The sequence below is a fragment of the Bradyrhizobium sp. USDA 3315 genome, from assembly GCF_054056795.1.
Genome location: NZ_JBSRYP010000001.1, coordinates 6,849,145 through 6,869,445, shown reverse-complemented (window position 1 = coordinate 6,869,445; position 20,301 = coordinate 6,849,145). Strand labels below are relative to the sequence as shown.

At 64.0% G+C, this 20,301-nt stretch carries 28 protein-coding genes; 9 read left to right on the top strand and 19 right to left on the bottom strand.

The annotated features are described in order from the left end of the window. Positions 1–16: 16 nt before the first annotated feature. The 3 genes from ACVIYL_RS32230 to ACVIYL_RS32220 all read right to left on the bottom strand — a co-directional run bounded on the left by ACVIYL_RS32230 (position 17) and on the right by ACVIYL_RS32220 (position 2,386). Positions 17–1,036, bottom strand: a complete 1,020-nt coding sequence (locus tag ACVIYL_RS32230; RefSeq protein WP_018271684.1) for a TRAP transporter substrate-binding protein — start codon at positions 1,034–1,036, stop codon at positions 17–19. Positions 1,037–1,472: 436 nt separating this feature from the next. After that, positions 1,473–2,081: a cysteine hydrolase gene (locus ACVIYL_RS32225; RefSeq protein ID WP_456780532.1), complete on the bottom strand. Its 609-nt coding sequence runs from the start codon at positions 2,079–2,081 to the stop codon at positions 1,473–1,475. A 101-nt stretch (positions 2,082–2,182) separates the two neighbouring features. After that, positions 2,183–2,386, bottom strand: a complete 204-nt coding sequence (locus tag ACVIYL_RS32220; RefSeq protein ID WP_456780531.1) for a CsbD family protein — start codon at positions 2,384–2,386, stop codon at positions 2,183–2,185. 238 nt (positions 2,387–2,624) lie between these two features. Between ACVIYL_RS32220 and ACVIYL_RS32215 the strand changes: the two genes are divergently transcribed. The 5 genes from ACVIYL_RS32215 (at position 2,625) to ACVIYL_RS32195 (ending at position 6,040) form a co-directional block, all read left to right on the top strand. Then, positions 2,625–3,113 carry a YciE/YciF ferroxidase family protein gene (locus tag ACVIYL_RS32215; protein WP_028344048.1) on the top strand — a complete coding sequence of 163 codons (489 nt, stop codon included), beginning with the start codon at positions 2,625–2,627 and terminating at the stop codon, positions 3,111–3,113. Positions 3,114–3,200: 87 nt separating this feature from the next. After that, positions 3,201–4,448 (top strand): DUF763 domain-containing protein, encoded by a 1,248-nt coding sequence (locus ACVIYL_RS32210; RefSeq protein WP_456780530.1) that lies wholly within the window; start codon positions 3,201–3,203, stop codon positions 4,446–4,448. A 33-nt stretch (positions 4,449–4,481) separates the two neighbouring features. Beyond that, positions 4,482–5,234: a DUF72 domain-containing protein gene (locus ACVIYL_RS32205; RefSeq protein WP_456780529.1), complete on the top strand. Its 753-nt coding sequence runs from the start codon at positions 4,482–4,484 to the stop codon at positions 5,232–5,234. 64 nt (positions 5,235–5,298) lie between these two features. Continuing rightward, complete coding sequence (locus tag ACVIYL_RS32200; protein ID WP_456780528.1) at positions 5,299–5,475, top strand: hypothetical protein; 177 nt, start codon at positions 5,299–5,301, stop codon at positions 5,473–5,475. Between the two features lie 133 nt (positions 5,476–5,608). Continuing rightward, complete coding sequence (locus ACVIYL_RS32195; protein WP_456780527.1) at positions 5,609–6,040, top strand: CBS domain-containing protein; 432 nt, start codon at positions 5,609–5,611, stop codon at positions 6,038–6,040. 192 nt (positions 6,041–6,232) lie between these two features. Here ACVIYL_RS32195 and ACVIYL_RS32190 read toward each other — a convergent pair whose 3' ends face one another. The 11 genes from ACVIYL_RS32190 to ACVIYL_RS32140 all read right to left on the bottom strand — a co-directional run bounded on the left by ACVIYL_RS32190 (position 6,233) and on the right by ACVIYL_RS32140 (position 16,018). Further along, the gene (locus tag ACVIYL_RS32190; RefSeq protein WP_028331985.1) at positions 6,233–6,562 is read right to left on the bottom strand and encodes a four-helix bundle copper-binding protein; all 330 of its coding nucleotides are present in this window, start codon (positions 6,560–6,562) and stop codon (positions 6,233–6,235) included. A gap of 9 nt (positions 6,563–6,571) precedes the next feature. After that, positions 6,572–6,796: a hypothetical protein gene (locus tag ACVIYL_RS32185; protein ID WP_028331984.1), complete on the bottom strand. Its 225-nt coding sequence runs from the start codon at positions 6,794–6,796 to the stop codon at positions 6,572–6,574. Between the two features lie 53 nt (positions 6,797–6,849). Further along, entirely contained in the window at positions 6,850–7,932 is a 1,083-nt protein-coding gene (locus tag ACVIYL_RS32180) for a YihY/virulence factor BrkB family protein (RefSeq protein ID WP_456780526.1), read from the bottom strand. 2 nt (positions 7,933–7,934) lie between these two features. Then, positions 7,935–8,447 (bottom strand): hypothetical protein, encoded by a 513-nt coding sequence (locus ACVIYL_RS32175; protein WP_456780525.1) that lies wholly within the window; start codon positions 8,445–8,447, stop codon positions 7,935–7,937. A 95-nt stretch (positions 8,448–8,542) separates the two neighbouring features. Continuing rightward, positions 8,543–8,986 carry a hypothetical protein gene (locus tag ACVIYL_RS32170; protein ID WP_456780524.1) on the bottom strand — a complete coding sequence of 148 codons (444 nt, stop codon included), beginning with the start codon at positions 8,984–8,986 and terminating at the stop codon, positions 8,543–8,545. A gap of 5 nt (positions 8,987–8,991) precedes the next feature. Continuing rightward, a complete protein-coding gene (locus ACVIYL_RS32165; RefSeq protein ID WP_050385371.1) occupies positions 8,992–9,213 on the bottom strand; it encodes a hypothetical protein in 222 nt (73 codons plus the stop codon). A 33-nt stretch (positions 9,214–9,246) separates the two neighbouring features. Next, positions 9,247–10,092 (bottom strand): hypothetical protein, encoded by an 846-nt coding sequence (locus ACVIYL_RS32160; RefSeq protein WP_456780523.1) that lies wholly within the window; start codon positions 10,090–10,092, stop codon positions 9,247–9,249. 890 nt (positions 10,093–10,982) lie between these two features. Next, positions 10,983–11,237, bottom strand: a complete 255-nt coding sequence (locus tag ACVIYL_RS32155) for a hypothetical protein (protein ID WP_156436345.1) — start codon at positions 11,235–11,237, stop codon at positions 10,983–10,985. A 359-nt stretch (positions 11,238–11,596) separates the two neighbouring features. Continuing rightward, entirely contained in the window at positions 11,597–11,797 is a 201-nt protein-coding gene (locus ACVIYL_RS32150; protein WP_028331978.1) for a hypothetical protein, read from the bottom strand. A gap of 303 nt (positions 11,798–12,100) precedes the next feature. Next, on the bottom strand, positions 12,101–12,847 hold the full coding sequence (locus ACVIYL_RS32145; RefSeq protein ID WP_456780522.1) for a Crp/Fnr family transcriptional regulator: 747 nt from the start codon (positions 12,845–12,847) through the stop codon (positions 12,101–12,103). After that, complete coding sequence (locus ACVIYL_RS32140; RefSeq protein WP_456780521.1) at positions 12,848–16,018, bottom strand: CheR family methyltransferase; 3,171 nt, start codon at positions 16,016–16,018, stop codon at positions 12,848–12,850. Between the two features lie 161 nt (positions 16,019–16,179). Between ACVIYL_RS32140 and ACVIYL_RS32135 the strand changes: the two genes are divergently transcribed. Beyond that, positions 16,180–16,386 carry a hypothetical protein gene (locus tag ACVIYL_RS32135; RefSeq protein WP_456780520.1) on the top strand — a complete coding sequence of 69 codons (207 nt, stop codon included), beginning with the start codon at positions 16,180–16,182 and terminating at the stop codon, positions 16,384–16,386. Here ACVIYL_RS32135 and ACVIYL_RS32130 read toward each other — a convergent pair. Next, on the bottom strand, positions 16,383–16,652 hold the full coding sequence (locus ACVIYL_RS32130) for a hypothetical protein (RefSeq protein WP_456780519.1): 270 nt from the start codon (positions 16,650–16,652) through the stop codon (positions 16,383–16,385). The genes ACVIYL_RS32135 and ACVIYL_RS32130 overlap by 4 nt on opposite strands. Next, the gene (locus ACVIYL_RS32125; RefSeq protein WP_456780518.1) at positions 16,652–17,662 is read right to left on the bottom strand and encodes a chemotaxis protein CheB; all 1,011 of its coding nucleotides are present in this window, start codon (positions 17,660–17,662) and stop codon (positions 16,652–16,654) included. Before ACVIYL_RS32125 ends, ACVIYL_RS32130 begins: the two co-directional genes overlap by 1 nt. On the opposite strand from ACVIYL_RS32125, the gene ACVIYL_RS32120 reads away from it, so the two are divergent. Together ACVIYL_RS32120 and ACVIYL_RS32115 are read left to right on the top strand one after the other, a co-directional pair. Next, a complete protein-coding gene (locus ACVIYL_RS32120; protein WP_456781985.1) occupies positions 17,556–18,176 on the top strand; it encodes a hypothetical protein in 621 nt (206 codons plus the stop codon). The two genes, ACVIYL_RS32125 and ACVIYL_RS32120, sit on opposite strands and share 107 nt — an antisense overlap. Before the next feature lie 87 nt (positions 18,177–18,263). After that, positions 18,264–18,443, top strand: a complete 180-nt coding sequence (locus ACVIYL_RS32115; protein WP_456780517.1) for a hypothetical protein — start codon at positions 18,264–18,266, stop codon at positions 18,441–18,443. Between the two features lie 330 nt (positions 18,444–18,773). Here the strand turns inward: ACVIYL_RS32115 and ACVIYL_RS32110 are convergent, their stop codons facing one another. The 3 genes from ACVIYL_RS32110 to ACVIYL_RS32100 form a co-directional block, all read right to left on the bottom strand. After that, positions 18,774–18,953: a hypothetical protein gene (locus ACVIYL_RS32110; RefSeq protein WP_076828803.1), complete on the bottom strand. Its 180-nt coding sequence runs from the start codon at positions 18,951–18,953 to the stop codon at positions 18,774–18,776. Positions 18,954–19,177: 224 nt separating this feature from the next. Further along, the gene (locus ACVIYL_RS32105) at positions 19,178–19,375 is read right to left on the bottom strand and encodes a hypothetical protein (protein ID WP_076828802.1); all 198 of its coding nucleotides are present in this window, start codon (positions 19,373–19,375) and stop codon (positions 19,178–19,180) included. Between the two features lie 273 nt (positions 19,376–19,648). Further along, a complete protein-coding gene (locus ACVIYL_RS32100; protein ID WP_057018642.1) occupies positions 19,649–19,996 on the bottom strand; it encodes a response regulator in 348 nt (115 codons plus the stop codon). Between the two features lie 107 nt (positions 19,997–20,103). Between ACVIYL_RS32100 and ACVIYL_RS32095 the strand changes: the two genes are divergently transcribed. Continuing rightward, a complete protein-coding gene (locus tag ACVIYL_RS32095; protein WP_456780516.1) occupies positions 20,104–20,244 on the top strand; it encodes a hypothetical protein in 141 nt (46 codons plus the stop codon). Positions 20,245–20,301 lie beyond the last annotated feature (57 nt).

Sequence of the window (20,301 nt, the reverse complement as noted above, 5' to 3'; positions counted from 1 at the left end):
TGCTTGATTTGATCGATCAGGACAGTTTGCCGACGGACTTCTCGAGCAGATCCCAGGCCTTCTCGCCGTACTTGCCCTTCCACTCGGCGTAGAAGCCGGCGGCGCGGAGCTTGTCGCGGAACGGCCCGACCTCGGGCTGGTTGAAGACGAGCCCCTTGCCCGTGAGCTCCTGCTTCACGGTGGCGTTCAGCTTCTCGGTATCCTCACGCTCCTTGACGGCCGCCGCGTTGACGTTCTTGGCGACGATGGTCTTGATATCGTCCGGCAGCGCCGCCCAGGCCCGGCGGTTCATCAGGAACCAGAAGCCGTCCCACATGTGGTTGGTCATCGAGCAGTATTTCTGCACCTCGTAGAGCTTCGCCGCCGAGATCAGCGCCAGCGGGTTTTCCTGGCCTTCGACGATCTTGGTCTGCAGCGCCGAATAGACCTCGCTGAAATTGATCGAGGCGGGCGATGCATCGAACGCCTTGAACATCGAGGTCCACAGCGGTGACACCGGCACGCGAATCTTGAAGCCCTTGAGATCGTCGGGACCGGTGATCGGCTTGGTCGAGGACGTGGTCTGGCGGAAGCCGTTGTCCCAGATCTTCTCCATGACCTCGAGGCCGGCCTTGTTGATCTCGCCGCGCACATAGGCGCCGAGTTCGCCGTCCATGGCCTTCCAGACCGTGGGATAGTCCGGGAATGCGAAGCCGATGCCGTTGATCGAGGCGGCCGGCACCAGGGTCGCCAGAATCAGGCCGGACAGCGTGAAGAACTCGACGCCGCCGGAGCGCACCTGGCTCAGCATGTCGGTATCGGAACCGAGCTGGCTGTTCGGGAACACCTGCAGGTCGAAACGGCCGTTGGTCTCGGTCTTGATCGCCGCGGCCATCTCCCGGGCGCGCGCCACGAACGGATGCGACTCCGGCAGATTGTTGGCGAACTTGTAAGAGAATTCGGCCGACTGGGCGCGCGCGACATAGGGCGCGCCGATCCCGCCGAGGACGGCGGAAGCGGCGGAAACCTTCAGCAGCGTGCGTCGTGAAAAGCTCATTGGTTGCTCCCTCAAGAGGCTTGTTGTTGTTCTGAGATGCCATCCTATACGGACCTGATGCCGCGGGGTCACCAGCGATCTCTGCACAGCTGGGGCTTATTGCAGCGTCCGTACGCGGCGGCAATATCGGCTTTCAGACGAGATGCGCGCGCGTGCATCGCTGCGGCACCAGCACCGGCTAGGCGACAGTTCGGGACACACCGTCACGCGCGCCAACTTGCGGACCAGTGCGAAGATTTCCCACTAAATATCTGATCTAATTGTAGATATAAATATTCCATAATATACCTTATGCGAATTACGGATATGAGCCTGGCGGCGATCGCCGGCAGTTATGCTACGCATCGCCAGCGTCAGCTCAGCCCCAGGAAGCAGGTATTGCCACCCCTGCTCCGATTGCCCTGATACCGGTACCTCGTTTCGGCCCGTTGTCGCTTCAGTCGTCGAGGGTCCACATCCGGAGGATATCGGCCGTGGATGCCACCTCGATCTGAATGCTGAAGCGTTCGGCATAGAGCTGCAGCAGCGCGTCATGGCTTTGATCGGAAGAGCTGCACAGGGCGTCCTCGGCCACGATCACCCGGTAGCCGATATCGATCGCGGCCAGCACGGTGGCGAGCACGCACACGTCGGTCTCACCGCCCGACACGATCACCGTATCGATCCCATGCGCATCCAGATGAGCTTGCAGGCGCCCATTACCGAACGCGTTATAGATCGGCCGGTCGATGATGGCGGCCGGCGGCACACAGGCGGCGAGCGCCGGCACGAGCTCGATCAACTCCGGATCGAGCCGCTCGCGGGTCACGCATTCCCATTTCTCGTAATAAGCCCGCCCAATCCCTCGCGCGTCGTGCTTCGAGCGCGGCGGAATAAAGCGGGTGAACACGGTACGTTCAGGTGCATGCTGCGCCAGCTCGACGATGCATGGCAGCACGCGGTCCATCCAGGGCGTCGCCCAGGGCGCTCCGGGCTCGAACAGCCGCTGCATGTCGATGCAAAGGTGCGCCGCGCGCGGACCCGGCGGGCTCAGAAGCTGTCCCATTGCTCACTCCTGCGCGCGCCGACCGGATGCCGTCACACGCAGGCTCAGCCGCCCAGGCCGCGAAAGGCCCCGCCGAAGCGGGGCCCGGAACGCGGTCCCGTTCACCATTTCTGGCGGCCGTACCAGTCGTTCACTTCCTTGGCGGCTTGATCCTTGGCATAGCCGTAGCGCTGCTGCAGACGGCCCTCGAGCTGGTCCTGCTTGCCGTCGATCACGTCGAGATCGTCATCGGTGAGCTTGCCCCACTGCTCCTTGACCTTGCCCTTGACCTGCTTCCAGTTGCCTCCGACACGATTCCAATCCATTGCGGTTCTCCCTTGAACGATGAGACCGACCAACGGGCCGGCCGTGGCTTCGTTCCGAAGTCACGTTGCGGCAAGACTTCGCAATCCAGACTTCGCAATCCGACCAAGCTCCATCGTGACCCGCTCGAATGTGCGACGGCCGACGAGGCGCTTTGCCACGCATCGATCAAGGATAGGAACTTGCTTTCCGCACTCGTGTTGGCAGTCCGGACTATTCACCCAACTCACGGAGCGACCAATGCCGGACAAGGATCTCAGTGCCCTCTTCCTCGATACCCTCAAGGACATTTATTACGCGGAAAAGCAGATACTGAAGGCGTTGCCGCGGATGGCCAAGGCCGCCGAGTCCGACGATCTGCGTGCGGCGTTCGAGAAGCATCATGACGAGACCGAAGGACAGATCGAGCGGCTCGAGCAGATCTTCGACCTGATGGGCAAGCCGGCGCGTGGCAAGAAGTGCGACGCCATCGAGGGGATCATCGACGAGGGTAAGGAGATCATGGAGGAGTATGCCGACACGCCGGCGCTCGACGCGGGCCTGCTCTCGGCAGCCCAGGCGGTCGAGCATTACGAGATCGCCCGCTACGGCACCTTGAAGGCTTGGGCCAACCGGCTCAGCATGAAGGATGCGGTCAAGCTCATCGACCAGACCCTGGCCGAGGAAAAGAAGACGGATGAAGCGCTCACCAAGCTCGCCGTCAGCGGCATCAACGCCGAAGCCGCCTGACCAGACGCGCGATGAAGCGACGTCCGCTTTGTACACACGCTCGCATTTGCTGGTAGATTGGACGCCGATTCAGCATCCGGGAGCCCGATGGCCCGACGCACCGGCAGCGCCGATCTTCCGCTCCATGGTGGCCGCGTGCCGCCATGGCTGGCGGCGCGCATGGCGACGCTGGGTGGCATCATCACCCAGGCCGTCGTCCACCATTACGGCCGCGATGCGTTTTTGCAGCGACTGTCGCATCCGTTCTGGTTCCAGTCGTTCGGCGCCGTGATGGGCATGGACTGGCACTCGTCCGGCATCACCACCAGCGTCATCGGTGCGCTGAAGCGAGGTCTGGCGCCGCTGCAAGGCGAGCTCGGAATCCACGTCTGCGGCGGCCGCGGCAAGCACTCGCGCCGCACGCCCGATGAACTGTCCGCCCTCGGCGACCGCGTCGGATTCGACGGTGCCGCCCTAACCCGCGCGAGCCGGCTGGTGGCCAAGGTCGACAGCGCCGCGGTGCAGGACGGATTCGAGCTCTACCTGCACGGCTTCTTCGTCACCGACGACGGCAAATGGACCGTCGTCCAGCAAGGCATGAACGGCGACAAGCGGCAGGCCCGCCGCTATCACTGGCACTCCGAAGGCCTGCGCAGCTTCGTCGACGAGCCGCACAGCGCGATCGACGGCCCGACGCAGGGCGAGATCGTCAATCTCACCGATCACCGCGCCGAAGGCTCGCGCCAGGCGCAGCTCGATCTGCTCGCTGCGCTGGGGCCGGACGGCATCACGCGCGAATATGCCGAGCTGACGCAGAGCGCGACCGCGCAACCGGATCTCCTGCACCTGATCATGCCCGCGCATCACGACGTGCGCTCGAGCGACGTGTTCGTCCGCCGCCTGCACGGCACCCTGGCCGCGGCTGCCGATCGCGGGCCACTGGATTTTCCCGAACTGCTGCTGACGCCCGGCGTCGGCGCCCGCACGGTGCAGTCGCTCGCGATGGTCGCCGAGGTCGTTCACGGGACGCCCTACCGCTTCCGCGACCCGGCGCGCTTCTCGCTCGCCCATGGCGGCAAGGACCGTCATCCCTTCCCGGTGCCGATCAAGGTCTATGACGAGACCATCCGCGTGCTGAAGTCGGCCGTGCAGCAGGCAAAGCTCGGCCGCGATGAGGAGATGCAGGCGCTGAAGCGGCTCGACGATCAGGCCCGCAGGCTGGAACGAACCGCCACCGGCCCCTCCTTCGAGGCGTTTGTCGCGAACGAGCGCGCCCGTTCGCCCGCGCTCGACGGCCGCTCGGTGTTCGGCTGGGAAGCGGACCTTGCAGAGCGCGACGGGATCACCAAGCCTTAAAGCGAAGGCTTGATCCACCGCTTGGACCATCGCATGGCGCGCGTATTGATTGGCACCTCCGGCTGGCACTATTCGTCCTGGCGCGGTCCGTTCTTTCCCAGGGGCTTGCCGCCCAAGCGGCAACTCGACTACTACGCGACGCAGTTTCCGACGACTGAGCTGAACGGCGTCTTCTACCGCACGCCGACCGAACAGGCGGTGACAGGCTGGCGCGATGCGACCGATGCGGATTTCGTCTTCGCCTGGAAGGCGTCGAAATTCGTCACGCACTGGAAGCGCCTCTCCGCGAACTCGGTCAACAGTCTCCAATTGCTGGAAGAGCGTCTGTCGTTGCTGCGCAACAAGGCCGGCCCGGTCCTGTTTCAGCTGCCGCCGAACTTCACGATCGATGCCGATCGGCTGGCCTCGTTCCTGACGCTGTTGAAGCGGCGGCGGCGCTATGCGTTCGAATTCCGCCACCCCAGCTGGTACGCGCCGCATGTCCTGAAGCTGCTGGCGGATCGCAATATCGCGCTCTGCATTTCCGATCATCACGATGCGCCGGCGCCGTGGAAGCGGACCGCGGATTTCGTCTATGTCCGCGGCCATGGCCCGGGCGGCCGATATCGCGGGCACTACAAGCCGGCCGAGCTTTCCGACTGGGCCAAACGCATCCGCGGCTGGAAGCGGCAGGGATGCGACATCTATGTCTATTTCGACAACGACCAGAAGAGCGCAGCGCCGGCGGATGCCAAACGGCTTTGCGCGCTGCTCGGCGCCACCGTTCCTCGGCGGCGTTCGCAATAGGAACGAACGGTTCCAGCCTGCATTGGCTGCCAAAGAGACGAGCCGACGCGATGCCATCCGATCGTTGAAAGCCATTGCGCTGAACTACACGCTGAAGCGGGGCAAGGATCCCTCCCCGACCCACTACAAGGACCTCGAAAAGCCCTACGACAAGACAGTGCAGACCACCGCCATGCTTGCGGCCAACGCGGCACATCTTGCACGCCTGCTGAATTCGGCGACCTATCCCGGCGTAGCCTAGGCACGGAGCGGGACATGCCGCTTCATCCGACCTGGACCAACATCGCCATCCGCCTCGCCTTGATAGGAACGCCGTTCCGGGCGGCATCGTTAGGCCGTTGACGCAACCAGCCAAATCAAATGGAGAGGCTATCATGAAGGTTTGCGACGCGATGACACCTGACGTCCAGCTGTGCACCCCCGACGATACGCTCCGCGATGCCGCAGAAGCGATGGCAGCGCTCGGTGTTGGCCTGCTGCCGGTTACCGATAGCGAGCGCCTGGTCGGCATGATCACGGACCGCGACATCGCGCTTCGCGGCATCGGAATGGGTCGCGGCCCCGACTCGCGGGTCGGCGACGTCATGACGGCCGAGGTGAAGTATTGTTTCGAGGATCAGGAGCTCGACGACATCGCGCAGAGCATGGGTGCGATCCAGGTTCGGCGCCTGCCGGTGCTGAGCCGGGACAAGCGCCTGGTCGGAATCATTGCCCTCGGGGATATCGCCCTGATCCAGGCCAGCGATGGTACGGGCATGGCGCTCAGCCAGATCTCACGCCCGACCACCCAACACGCGCAACTCTAGACTTACACGGCTCCGCTTCGCGGCCCTGGCTCGCAAAGGCTCGGCTCGCGAAGCGGAGCGTCAGGTGCGCCAATGGCCGACTATGTACCTTGGATCGTGATTGCCGCCGGGGTCATCGCCCTGATCGTCACGGCGCTGCTCTGGCGCGCCCATTACGTCAGCTCCGATTGACCGAACGGGGAGCTCGCGCCGTCAGGCCGCCATCTTGCGGCAGGATTCCGCGCAGGCACGGCACATCGCCACGCATTCGTCCATGCCGCCGACGCGCTCGCAGTCCTCGGCGCATTCACCACAGATCTCCGCGCATTCCCGGCAGGTGTGCTTGTGGTGCGGGGTGTTGATCAGCATGAAGTGGGCCGCCGTCCGGCACATTTCCGCACAAGCCATCATCAATCGGAAATGCGCCGGCTCGACATGCTTGCCGCCGGTGACGAGACAATGGTTCATGGCCGTGCCGAGGCAGGTCCTGTAGCAGGACAGACAGGTCTCGACGCATCGGTTCATTTCCTCAGAGAATGCCATGTCGATACCTCACGCCTGCGCCAGCAGCTGGCGCAGGTAGCAGAGCCCGTCAAGGGTCAGCTTCGACTCGCGGACTTCGCCCTGCGCGATCTCGGCTTCGAGGAAGGTCTCGAGTTCGGGAAGCGCGCGGTCGAACCTGTCCGCGATGCCCATCAGCTCGCAGGTTTGCTTGATCCGCTCGATCGGTTTTTCCAGCACGTTGATCTCAACCATTTTGGCATAAGCCCGGGTCATGCCGTTGGTTCCTATGCTCATTGCCGGGTGCGCTGCGGCGGGGTCTGCGCCGGCTAAGACGCCCTGCCGACCGTGTCGGCCATGGTTGCGCCACGCGCTCCGAGCGGCTTGCGGCGGCCCTCGGTCGAATCGAGCATGGTCTGATGCTCGATCTCTGAATTCAGCTCTGCCCCGCACAGCACGATGATGGCGGACATCCACATCCACGTCATCAGACCGATGGCCGCCCCCAGCGAGCCATAGGTCGCGTTGTAATCGCCGAAGTTCGCCAGATACCAGGAGAGCAGCACCGAACCGGCCAGCCACAGCACGGCCGCTGCGACGGCGCCGACGCTGAGCCACTGCCAGCGCGGCCTGGTTCGGCTCGGGCCATAGCGGTACAGCACCGCGAGCGCGGTGAGGAGCAGGAGCACCAGGATCGGCCACCGTCCGAACCGGATGACGAGCTCGGCCGTCGTGCCCAGTCCGAGCTGCTGCAGCACAAGCGGGACGACGACCACCGCTCCGACCATCAGCATGATGGAAATCAGCCCGGCGATCGTGAACGAGAGGGACATCAGATTGAGTTTGACGAAGCTGCGCTTTTCCTTCTCGTCATAGACGACGTTGAGCGCATCGAAGATCGCCTTCATGCCGGCATTGGCGCTCCAGATCGCGATCAGCAGGCCGGCGGCAAAGGTCAGGCCGAGCGTCGAGGTCCCCTTCGCGAGCACGCGGGCGATCTGGTCCTGGACGATCGCAAACGAGCCTTCCGGCAGCATCAGCGCCAGGCTCTGCAGGTTCGATGAGATCGTGGACGGATCGGCGAACAGGCCGTAGCTCGAGACCAGCGCGGTGATCGCCGGGAAGATCGCCAGCAAGCCGTAGAACACGACGCCGGCCGCGGTTGCCAGCAGACGGTCCTCGTCGATCTGCTGATAGGTGCGGAGCAGAATGTCCTTCCAGCCGGCAGTCGGAATCTCGAGCGGCGTGTCGGCGAGCCGTCCACGATCTTGCGTTTCCGCTAGCACGGGTTCGACGCCCTGCTCCCGAGCGGACGGCCGCTCCGATCGGGACAGCTGGCGAGAGATCGCCAACGTCGCCAGAGCCGTTGCACCGGCGAGCATCAGGTCGTTCGTCCAATTGCGCGGCGCCATCGCTAGTCCTGGATCGCGTCGCGCTGACGCCGGGCGCGCGATGCAGCAAACCAGCCGACAAGCATGATTGCAGCCCCGGCGGCCAGTGCGCGGGTGGTGGGATCTACGCTCGCCCCTGCTCCCGTCCGAGTGGTGGCGATCAGCCGCGCGGCGACGGGCACTGCGATCGCGCGCTTGAGCATGTCGACCTGTCGGCCCGGGCGCGGCACGGCCGGCGCAGGACGTGCGAGCAGCACGCGGCCCATGAGCAGCCCCAGGATCCCGAGGAGGACAAAGGCGCCGCCGATCGCGGCATATGCGATCCAGATGCCGTAATGCATTTCAAGGGCGTGGAAAGCCGCGCCAACCCCGATCCCGGTCGCGATCAGAAGCGAGACCGCACCCGCCAGCATGAAGCTGCACGCAAATGCGTAGCCGGTCACCAGGCGCGTCATCCATTGTCGCAAGTCCGCAAGGTAGGAGCGGAAGATCAGGCTCAGCGAAGACGACGTGTTGACGCGCATGACGAGGTCCATTGCAAGTCGGCATCCGACAACCCGGCGGGAAGATCGACGTTCCTCCCCGGCAACGCGCAACAGTTTGCGCCATGCGGGACAGCGCGAACCGAGCGCTAACTGACCGGAGGGAGATTTGCGCGTGGCGGCATGGAGCTCGGGAATGGCTTCGCGACCATGAGCGTCCCGCGCTCGTCGGTTTCGAGCGCGATCTTCTGGGCGAGCATCACGTCGCCCGCCGCCAGCGCGCCGACGGGCCGGAAGCACCAGCCCAGCACGATACGATCGCCGCCGTCCATCTCATAGACGTTGGTCGAGGTGCCGTAGCAAATCCGGTATCGCTTGCCGGACTCCGAGCCGATGACGTCGAAGCGCTTATACTTTTCGAACTGCGCCCGCTGCTCGGGTGACAGCCACGCGGACAGCAGCGCAAGTCCGCACGCCTCAATTCGCTCATAGGCCTGCCAGCGATCCCAGATCGCGGCCAGCGTCGCACCCAGCGTGCTGGCGGCGCGCCGGAGCGCGGACCGCAGGGACATCTCGCGCAGACGGCCGAGCATTGGCGTCAGCCGCCGACCAGCCTCGGATAGAACAGGGTTTCCTCGGCGGTCGGATCAAGCGCGCGGACCAACTTCGCCTCTCCGGTCGCTTGCCGGATTGCGGCGGTGTAGCCATCCGACGTGAGCTGGGTGAAGCGAGCATTCGCCCAGGCCAGCTGCTCACTGTTGTCGGGGTCGAACTGCTGCCTCGTGTCGCCGGAGTGATCCATCACCAAGATCGTTGCCATCATCGTCTCCCTTGAAGGACATTCACAACTGCATCAGACAATCGGCACGGCCGTCGTCGGCCTACCGCCCATCCACTCCGGCGCGGCGCCGTCGCGGTGACGGCCGCCCGCGCCGGCCGCGGCCCACGCGGCGACCGCACCGAACAGCAGCGCCGCTGCAACCGAGAACGCCAAAATCACCGCGCTGCGCCGCGACCGCTGGATGGCGGTCCTGGCATCGCCCATCACGCTGTCGACGCGCTTCTCCGCCTCCGCAGCAGGCAGACCGGTCGCGGCCGCCACCTGCTGGATCAGATAGCTGCGATCGTCGGAGCTGACGCCACTGCGGCTGGAGCTCGTCAGCAGGATGCGACCGGCCTCTGCCCGCTCGTAGCCGATATCGAGATTGGCCGGACGCCGCACTGACCGGTACAGGCGGTCGAGCTCGGCGCTCAGCAGCGGCTCCGCGGCCGTCGCAGATGGCCGGTTCTGAACCACCGGACGCGCGGTTGACAGGCCAACCAGCGCGACGATCGTAGCACCGAGGATGACGGCGAGCGCCCAGGCGGTCAGGCCGTGAAGCCCGTCGCGGCTGTCGATCTCGTCGGATGGCGTCGCGCCGATCACGCGCTGAGCCCGGCCGGCGATGTAGCCGCCGACGCCGAAGCTCACCAGCGCCTGCAGGATCAGATACAATCCCGACAGCAACGCGAGCGCGGCTGATGCGTCGCGCCATGACGGCGAGCTTGAACTCACACCCAACCCGACCGCCGCGCCGAAGCCGATCAAAATCACCGACAGCGCCGCCGCGGCCAGCGCGCCGGCGATGACCGGGCTCCATTGCAGCCGAAGCCCGGTCCTGTTGGCGGCGGACACGGCAAGCCCTCGCTCGCTATCCATGACGCGCCTACCGCAGCCCGAAGAACGACAATATCGCCAAAATGACCACGATCAGTCCGACCAGATAAATCAACTGGTTCATGAAAACCTCCTCCGTCCTTCTCGTCCTGACAATCTGGTGGAGGAGCCAAGGTTCCTACGCCGACGAACGGGCGCGATGCGGCAAGCCAATCGGGATAGGGGGGAGCCTCGCAGCCCCTCCCCTCCCACACCACCGTACATACGGGTCCGTATACGACGGTTCGCTGGATTAAGCGGCAAGAGTTGTTCTGTTGCCGCCGTAGTTTGGGTGTCAGCAATCGTCGCGCCAGCTTCGACTCCTCTGATCAGCGTCAGTCAGGGTTTCACCCCTTCCCGCCGTTCCGAGGCCAGTTGCCCGGAATTCAGTCGCATGGCCGATGCGATATCGCTGCATCTACTCGTCACTTCCAGCGTTCAGGCCTTCGGCGAAACTCGTTCCGCCTACTATGCCCTCTGCTGACTTCTGCACTGCGGTCAGATCGCCTTACGACGACCTCAGTCTCGTTGCCGAGACGCAGCGCAGATCTCCCGAGGTAAGATCGACCGCCTTCGCCGCACGCCCGCCGGATTTACCACCCCGGCCCTTGATGACCGTGGACTTCGCGATCACGTGCTCGCTCGTCCGGCCGGGTAGGCCTCGTTATCCGGTTTTTGTCCATCGGGCCGCGGCTTTGCTCCACGCTTCCTTCAGACCCCACCTCGCGATGACGCCCTTGCGCTTCGCTAATCCTTCACCGTCATCAGGCTGGATAGAGGACTTCCACCTCCAAACTGCCGGTCATGCTCGGCACACACAAAAAAGGGCCCCGCCGAAGCGAGGCCCTCATTGGTCGTCGCGATCTGCTCATCACGACGTGCGACCAGCACCGTTAGTCGTCGTCCCAGTCATGACCACGGATCACGAAGCCGCGGTCGCGGTAGTAGTCGCGATGATGGTTGTACCAGCCGTGGTGCCAGCCCCGGTCATGCCGGTATACGTCGACGCGCGGGCCACCATAATATCGATCGCCGTAGTAGCCGTGGTCGCGGCCGACATAGATGCCCACACCCTGCGCGCTCGCAACGGTCGGTGCCGCTATCGAGAGTGCCGCAGCCGCGGCAAGAGCGTAAGTAAGCTTCGTCATGGCATCCTCCTTTCTAGTACGCCGTGATAACGACCGGCGTCCGCGCATGTTGCAGGAACAGGATCGGAACTTTCCTGAACGTTCCTTCACCATCATGGCGGCTGGACGTGACCGGAGGACGAGATCGAGGAGCCCTCGACGAGCTCTGCTCGATCGCTGTGGCTCCACTCTCTGTTCGACACAAGTGACCCCAGCTCAGGGGTGGAGAGCTGGGGTCGTAGCGGGGTTCTCCTGGTTAGCGCTGACGGCCGGTCGGCGCGTCAGCTCGCGAGAGCATGCGCGTCGCAATCAGTTCCGGCACTAACGTCTGCAAATGTGCGACGCACAATCGTGCCGTTGCGATTGCCCGATCAGACCGCCTAGCGCCACATGCTCGGGGCGGTGCGCAACGCGGCCTGGCCTGCGATGCGCAGCTCATCGATTGACGAGCGTCCCTCGCGAATGGCCTGCAGCAATCCAGAGGCGACGTTGGTCCGCTTTGTCGTATCCGAACGCGGCACGCCTCCGCAGACCTCGTCGAGCACCGCGCGAAGCACTGCGGCCGTCTCTCCATCGAGCATGATTGCCTCCCTGCCCTCGTGGATCGAACTGCATCGTAGCGCGACACCGCGCGAGAGGAGTTCAAGTATGTTAACAGCCGTATCCAAATCTTGCGCGGCCGACCGTCGCGCTGTCTTCGTCGCGACAAATCACTGTCATGTTCAGATCGTCAGTGCGCTCTGCAAAATGACGCGCCTCCGCGTCAGTCCCGCTGCGACATTTCAAGGATCGCATCAGCGAACGCCTGCGGCGCCTCGCGCGCCCGCCGCACCGGCATCCGTCGCGATTTCAGGGGGAGCAGCATAGAGCCGCCTTGCCGCGTCTCAGCCGCGCCGCTTGGTGTGCAGATAGTCGGCCGAAAACAGCGCCGTGTCCTTGAGCAGCTTCAGGTCGTTGATCGTCAGCATGCGGTCGCGCAGCACGATCAGGCCGGAGCCGCGCAGCTCCTGCAGCGTCCTGTTGACGTGGACCACCGACAGGCCGGTGGCATCTGCGAGATCCATCTGCGTGACCGGGAACAGGCAGGAATCGCCGTCGATCATTCCAACCGGCAGCAGGCGCTCATAGAGTTCGCACAACAGATGCGCGACCCGCTCCAGCGCCACGCGCCGCCCGATATTGACCGTCCATTCCCGCTGGATCGCGCTGTTCACCATGGTTTCGCACCACAGCGCTTCCTCCAGCGAACGGTCGCCCGCCAGCAACTGCTCGAACGCCGGGCGCTTGATGTCGGCGTAGGTGACCGGGGTCAATGCGCCGATCGAATGATCCATCACCGACAGCAGATAAACGCAGGCATCGCAGCTGTCGCCCGGCAGGATGAAATTGACGATCTGGCGGCGGCCGTCCGGCAGCGTCTTGTAGCGGCAGAGCCAGCCCGACAGGATGATCCTGACGCTCTCGACCGGATCGCCCTCGGTCGCGAGGTCCTCGCCCGGGCGGGCGCGGTGCAGCCCGTCCTGGATCGCCTGCTGCAGCAACGCGATCCCGCGTTCGGACAATTGCCGCAGGGCATTGAGCCGCCGGATCACCGGCTGCGCCAGATTTCCCTCGAGGATCGGGGGATGCATCTAGCTCCCCATGCTCGGCGTATGGATGGCTTGCGGGTTCATCGGTATGGCGATCGTGCAGTGCAGTCCCGACGGATTGAACTCGAGCGTGCTCTTGCCCTTGAACTCGAACGCCAGCGTCCGCTCCAGGAGATCGGATCCAAATCCCCTGCGGCGCGGCGGCGCCACCGCGGGCCCGTTGCGCTCGCGCCAGTCGAACAGCAGTTGCCGCGGATCGGCCGCATCATCGATGCGCCATGAGACGTCGATGCGCCCGGCCGTATCGCTCAGCGCGCCATACTTCAAGGCATTGGTTGCGAGCTCGTGGAGTGCCAGCGCGAAGGTCTCCGCGGCCTTGGGCTGGAGCCGGATCCTGGGACCTGCGACCTTCAGTTGCTCGCCTTCCTTCGCGTTGTACGCAAGCAATTCCTCGACCACGAGATATTCGAGGTCGACGCCGCCTTCCGGATCGCGGGTCACCAGCGACTGGGTCCGCGCGAAGGCGTTGAGCCGGCCGTCGAGATGCGATGCGTAGTCCTCGACGTTCGCGCTGGTCTCGGCCGAGCGGCGCGCGATCGAGCGGACCACGCCGAGCGTGTTGCGCACGCGATGCTGCAGCTCGGCAAGCAGCAGCCGCTGCCGCTCCTCGGCCCGCGTGATCGCGGTGACGTCGATGAAGGTGATCACGACGCCGGCGATGAAATTGTCGATGCTGCGGTACGGCAGGATGCGCACGATATAGCGCGTGCCGCTGTCGGGCGCGGTCAGCTCGCGCTCGGCGCTGGCCAGCGTCCGCAGCACGCGCCGCACATCGTCGTAGAGCTCCTCGATCGGGATACGCGCCTTGATATGCGCGATCGGGCGGCCGACATCGGTCTCGACCAGATGCAGCAAATGCGTGATCGCCGGCGTGAAGTTCATCACCTTCAGATCGTTGTCCAGGAACACGGTCGCGATCTGCGTGCTCTCGAGGAAGTTCTTCAGGTCGCTGGTAGCGCGGGTCAGTTCCTGCACCCGATGCGCCAGCTCGCCGTTGACGGTGGTCAGCTCCTCATTGACCGACTGCAATTCCTCCCGCGAGGTCTCCAGTTCCTCGTTGGCGGATTGCAGCTCCTCATTGAGCGATTGATATTCCTCGTTGGAGGATTTCAGTTCCTCATTGGTGCTTTCGAGCTCCTCGATGGTGGCCTGCAGCCGCTCGCGGGTGGCGCGCAGCTCGCTTTCCAGCCGCTCGACATGCTCGGTCCTGACCAGAACGTTGGGATTGGTTTCGGCGCGATCCACAGGGCGGATCGGCCCATCCTTGAACAGCACGACAAAATTGCGGTGACCCGCAGGGCCGTCGAGAATTGGTTCGGCCGTGATGTCGACCAGCACGCGATGCCCGTTGACGCCGAGCTGCACCTGCTCGGCATGCGCGGCCTCGTTGGTTTCCGCGGCACGGCTGAGCGCCGTGCGCAGCTCAAGCCTGAGGTCGCGGTGCACGAGTTGCAGCAGGTCGAGGGTCGCCGTGCCTGCGGTCGGCTCGATATAGCGGCCGGTGCGGCCGGAGAAATGCAGGATGTGAAAGTGGTCGTCGGTGATCACATAGGCCGGCGCATAGCGCTCGGCGATGCGCTGGGCGCGGCGCTCGAGGCCGACATCGGGGCCGATGGAGCGGACCGGCGGTATGTCGATCGCGGCTCGCCCGGCCGCCGTCGTGATCGGGAATTCCGGCGGCAGCCGCGTCCCGGTCTCGAGCTTCTTGAAGATGCGTGCGCGCCGGTCGACCGGCGCGAACAGCTTCGGATGCCGGGTGACGTTCTCGGAATTGCCGAGAAACAGGAACCGGTCCGGCAGCAGCGCAAAATGGAACAGCGGGATGACGCGATTCTGCAGCTCGGCATTGAGATAGATCAGCAGGTTGCGGCACGAGATCAAATCGAGCTTGGAGAACGGCGCGTCCTTGATGACGTTGTGCTGCGAGAAGATGCACATCTCGCGCAGCTCCTTGACGACGCAGTAGGTGTCGCCTTCGCGTACGAACCAGCGCGCCAGCCGTTCCGGCGTCATATCGTTCTCGATGCTGGTGCGATAGCGCCCGACGCGCGCGGCGGCGAGCGCGCGCCCGTCGATGTCAGTCGCGAAGATCTGCACCTGCGGCACCGAGTCGAGACCGGCCATATGCTCGCGCAGCAGGATGCCGATCGAATAGGCCTCTTCGCCGGTCGCGCAGCCAAGCACCCAGACACGCACCTGCTGGCCGACGCCCTTCCCTTCGAATATCTTCGGGATGATCTGGGTTTCCAGGACATCGAACTCCTTCTTGTCGCGGAAGAATTCCGTGACGCCGATCAGGAGGTCGTTGAACAGATGTTGCGCCTCGTCCTTGTCGTTTCTCAGGAAATCGACATAGGCGGAGATATCGTCGATCTGCACCACCTGCATGCGGCGCTGGACGCGGCGCAGGAAGGTGTTCTGCTTGTAGCCGTGGAAATCGTTTCCGGTCTTGTTGCGGAGGATATCCGCGATGCGCGCAAGCGATGTTGCCGCCGCAGCCAGCACCTCGTCGAACCCCTGTTTCTCCTCGAGCCGGCGCAGGTGGCGGGCATAGACGTCGATATGCTCGGGAATGGCCTCGGGCGGCAGGACGAAATCCGCGATCGCCACGGCCGAATTGCCTTCCGCGTGCGGATCGGGTTCGCCCTCCCCGATGCGCTCGGCGATCGCCAGGCCGCCATGATCTTTCAGGGTCGCGACCCCGAGCGTGCCATCGCCGCCGGTGCCGGCCAGCACCACGCCGATCGATTCCTCGGCGCGCTCCTCCGCCAGCGACACCAGGAAGCTGTCAATGGTTGCCCGCTCGGCGCGCGCCTGCTCGGCGCGCCGCACGGCGAAACGGTCGCCATGAACGGTGGTGATCATGTCAGACGGACACAGATGGATCACGCCGCCCTCGACGAGCTGTCCGTCGCTGATTTCGGACAGCCGGGCGCCTTCCGATCGCTGCAAGGCTTCGCGCAACCGGGTGTCCTCGATGGCATCCCGGTACTGCAACACAAGCACGACGGCCTGGTCCGGATTGAGCCGCAGCTTCGAGAAGAACCGCTCGATGCTGTCGAGGGTGCCGGCGGACGCGCCCACACCTATGATCAGCGGCCCCTTGGACTGGCGCTCTTCGTCTCCGCTCTGGGGTTGGCCAACATCATCCATGATTGCAGCGGCTCTCATTCTCCTGCTGGCATCTCGCCCGCGTCTTTTGATAGCAGAGTTTAGTCCTATCCCAACGGGATAGGTAGGAATTCTCCAACCTCGCCGGAACCTCGCCTTCGGGATCGATTGCCGCCCAGAGCCGGAAGGGTCATAGTTAGGTGATGGCAGCCGACCCGACGATAGATGGATCCGGAGAGCTCGCGGCCCTGATCAAGCGCGCGGAACGGGCGACCGCGGAAGCCTATCGCCTCATCGACGAGAACGACCTCTGGCGCCAGCGCGTCCTGCAGCAGTTTGACCACATGTTCGAACTTGGAGCGGAGTTCAGGGCACTGAGGCGCGTCCCCGATCCTCCTCCCAATCGCTAGTGCGATGTCACCCGCTCCTCGAGATATGCGACCCGCTGCACGATCAGGCTTCGATGCCGCTCCCACTCGATCAGGGTCTGCTTGAGCAAGCCGACCAGCCGCTCGGCTTGCACAGTGTCGTGACCGGCCCGTTGCAGCCAATCCAGCAGATCCTGTTGGCTGCGCAGCCGCCTCCAGCCCTCCTCGATATCGACGTCCGCCTTGACCAGCAGCGCACGTTCGGACCGCAGCTGTTCGGCCCAGTTCGCATGCTCAGCGCTGGCCATCACGGTTCCTTCCGCGCCGGTCGCTTCGGATCGAGCGATTGTAGCATGACTCGCCGGATCATATCGGCGTATTCGCGATATTCAGCGGCGCGCGCGTCATACATTTGCGCGACCGCCGGGCGACCGCTCTGGCGGCCGTCCTCGGCCATCCGGTGCACCAGTTCGGCGCGCTCCTCGATGATGCGGAGTGCGACCCGAAGCGCCTCGTCGACCCGGCCCTCCTGCTCCTTGGCAAGCGCGTCGGCCGTATAGGCGTGACCGACCTGACAGCGAAATCGCAGCGGGTGCCCGACCTTGAGCTCGGAAAGGACGCCACCGCATCCCGGACAGGTCAGCGGTGCGGGATCCGCAATATCGATCAGCGTGTCGCTGCCGATGCGCTCGCCCGCCGCGATCTTCACCTCCAGCACGATCTCGGGCGGAATCGGCAGGATCGCGCCGGGCCGCTCCCGAGCCAGATCGGACAGCACATCGCCAAGCCGTGCACCCGGGATACAGAGGTCAACCGTGGTCGCTTCCAATGCCCTGAGCGGCATTTCATCGGACATCGCGTCCCGGGGCTCCTGAACCAGCGCGATCCCACCGCAGCGCTTGATCGCGTTCAGGCCGGCCGCGCCGTCGGACAATAGGCCGCTGAGCACAACGCCAATCACCCGCGGTCCATAGTGCAGTGCGGCCGAGCGAAACAGCGCGTCGATCGCCGGCCGGACCAGATTTTCGCGTGGCCCGCGGCCGAGCATCAGGTGGCCGTTCTGGATCAGCAGATGGTGGTCCGGCGCCGCCAGATAGACGTGACCATTTTCGATGACCATGCCGCTTTCCGCCTGCCGGACCGGCAGCTTGCCGGCTGCGCTCGCGACCGTGGAGAGAATGCCGATGCCGTGAGACGGTATGTGCAATACGATGAAGACCGCGGCCGGCAGATCCACCGGCAGCCGCCCTAGAATCTGCTTCAAAGGTGCAGTCGCTCCAGCCGAACCGCCGATGACGATGATGTCCCGATTGGACATGGAACCTGCCTTTTCCAATATTATTTACAACAAGGCGAGCATTCGGCTTATGTTCCAATTTTGCGACGACATCACACCGGGTACGGCCGGAATCGACATGTCTGAATTTGCACCTTTGCGCGAACGCCCTCTCCTGACCGGACGGCGCGTCCTGATTGTCGAAGACGAATATTTCCTTGCCGACGACATGCGCAGCGCGCTGCGCGCGCTCGGTGCCGATATCGCCGGGCCGGCCGGTGACATCGACGCTGCGCTTCGTATCCTTCACGACGGCGGCGTGATCGATGGTGCGGTGCTCGATGTAAACATCCGCAAGCAGATGATCTATCCGGTCGCGCGCGAGCTGCAGGCGCGCGGCGTGCCGATGGTGTTCACCTCGGGATACGACAAGATCGTGCTGAGCAGCGAGTTCGCGGACGTTCCGTTGTGGGAGAAGCCGTTCGATCATCGCGCCATGGCGCACGGGCTCGCCGGCATGATCCTGCGCGGCAATGATGCCGCCGGACACGAATAATCCGCTGGAGCATTTGCAAATGTTAGTGCGGAGGTTTGCAGAGGGCCTCACGATACTCCGGTCACGATATCGGACCGGGGGTGCGTAATGACCGAGATCGAAAGACGTATCGAGCTGCTGGAGCAGAGGGCCGCAGAACGCGCGCTGGTCGCCGACCTCTCAACCGTTACGGAAACCCGCATCCGTAACGCCCAATTGGCGGACGAGTTGCGCCTCGTCGTCGCGCAGCTCAGGACCTTGAGGCCGGGTGACGCTCATATTGTCTGATTGTCTCGGCTAACGATCTCCGGTGAACCGGCGGCGTGATGCATTCTCCCATCGTTTTCAGGAAGGACAACGACACTGTACGATTCAACGGATCGGATCGCGGAATGCCGGCAACTGGCCGACGAGGCCGACCGTCTGGCCGCGACGTCCGGCGTCGAAAGGACGCGCAAGGATTACGAGTTGCTGGCCAGGTCCTGGCGACGATTGGCGCTGAGCTACGAATTCTTCGCGCATCTCGAACGCTTCATCAAGGCCCGCTAGTCGATGCCCGCAAGTCGACCCACCGGCCGGTCGGGATATTGCAAGTGCCCGCCCCCACCAGCGAAAGCCTTACGTACTGTTGTCGCGGTGGGCCTTGATCTCCATGCGCGTGCTCGCGGAATTACGCACCGATTGCCGCAACTCGGCGAGCTGATCGTCTCGCTGATCCGCGAGCGATCGCTTCTGTGCGCGCAAAGTGAGACTTTCTTCGATGGCAAGCTGAGCGCGGGCGAACAGGGGATCAATCATCGACGAAACATGTCACCCGATCGCTGCCGCCGCCCTGTCATGTGATAAGTCCGAAGCGGCTTTGCTCCGAGGCAGTGCGACAAACGTATCTCATGAGACATCGAAGATCGTTCGAACGCGGTCGTCGCCGGCGTCGATGCGCCGCTTCATGTCCTGCTCCCCGGCGGGGCTGATACAGTAATCACCCCATCCAGCATGGTTCCGCCTCCGCAAGGTGCGAAAGCTCAACACAGGTCAGGATTCAGGATTCCATATTGGCTTTCCGCCTGCGGGAAGGGTTCCTGCGTCTTGCGGCCCAGAAACGTGCTGGCGCGGCTTTCGGCGAGGAGCTTGCGCGCGTGCTCGACGACCCGGATCATCCGCTCGGTATCGTTGAGATCACGGTAATTGGAAAGACGATAGATTTGCCGCTCGATGGGCATGGCGTGTCCCTGTTATGCAGGCGGGAGCACAATCGGTCTCTCAGCCACCGACGCCTACGGGCAGAGCCCTGGCCGGTGATGAGGAGACAACAAACCTCGACCAGGAAAGTTGCCAACAAAGTGCTGTGCCGGAAGCCCGAGGCGCCGGAGATGGCCATTCGGCCAAGCGACAGGCGCCGACGGGCAACTCAGCAAAACAGTTCCTACGGCGTCCTGCCGGATCGGACGCGGCCAGCCCGCGGCGCGTGCACCGATCTGCGTTGAGCTCGCCGGCTATTCGGCGACGCTCATCTGCTTGCACAAGATCCCGAGAGCCTCCGCACACCCGCGCGGCTTGGTTACCACGGGGAGGTGCGCATACTTCTCCGGCAGCGTGCTGGGGTCGTAGCCGGTATACAGGGTGACCGGTGTTCCCATCGCAAGCAGGGTATCGATCAACTTGTAGGACGAGGTTCCATTGACGTTGATGTCGATCAGCGCGCCGGACGCTCCGGACGCGTGCGGGCGGGCTTCGTCGATCGAAGCGAACGGGCCGACGACGTGATAGCCGGCCTGTCGTGCCAGCGTGGCACAGTCATCGGCAATGAAATACTCGTCCTCCACGATCAAGATCGTACGCATAGCAGTACCTCTGCCAGTTGATCTTCGCGGATGATCGAGGCGTTAACGTTCTCCCGCCGGTTGGGTTTCCCAGGCGCGTCGTTCCGCGCACCGTTAGGACAGCGGTCATGGCCCATTTCAAAGAGCGGGAATTCAAGGCGGAGGGTGGTCCCGATTTTGCAGGCGCGCGCCGTCAGCTACCGGCCACCAGCAACCCGACGTACAGCCAGAGTACAATTGTCACAGTGATCGTTGCGGCGAAAAAGTAGCGGTCGATGAGATTCATCAACTGCACCTTCGGCTGACTATGGCGGATATCGAATCGC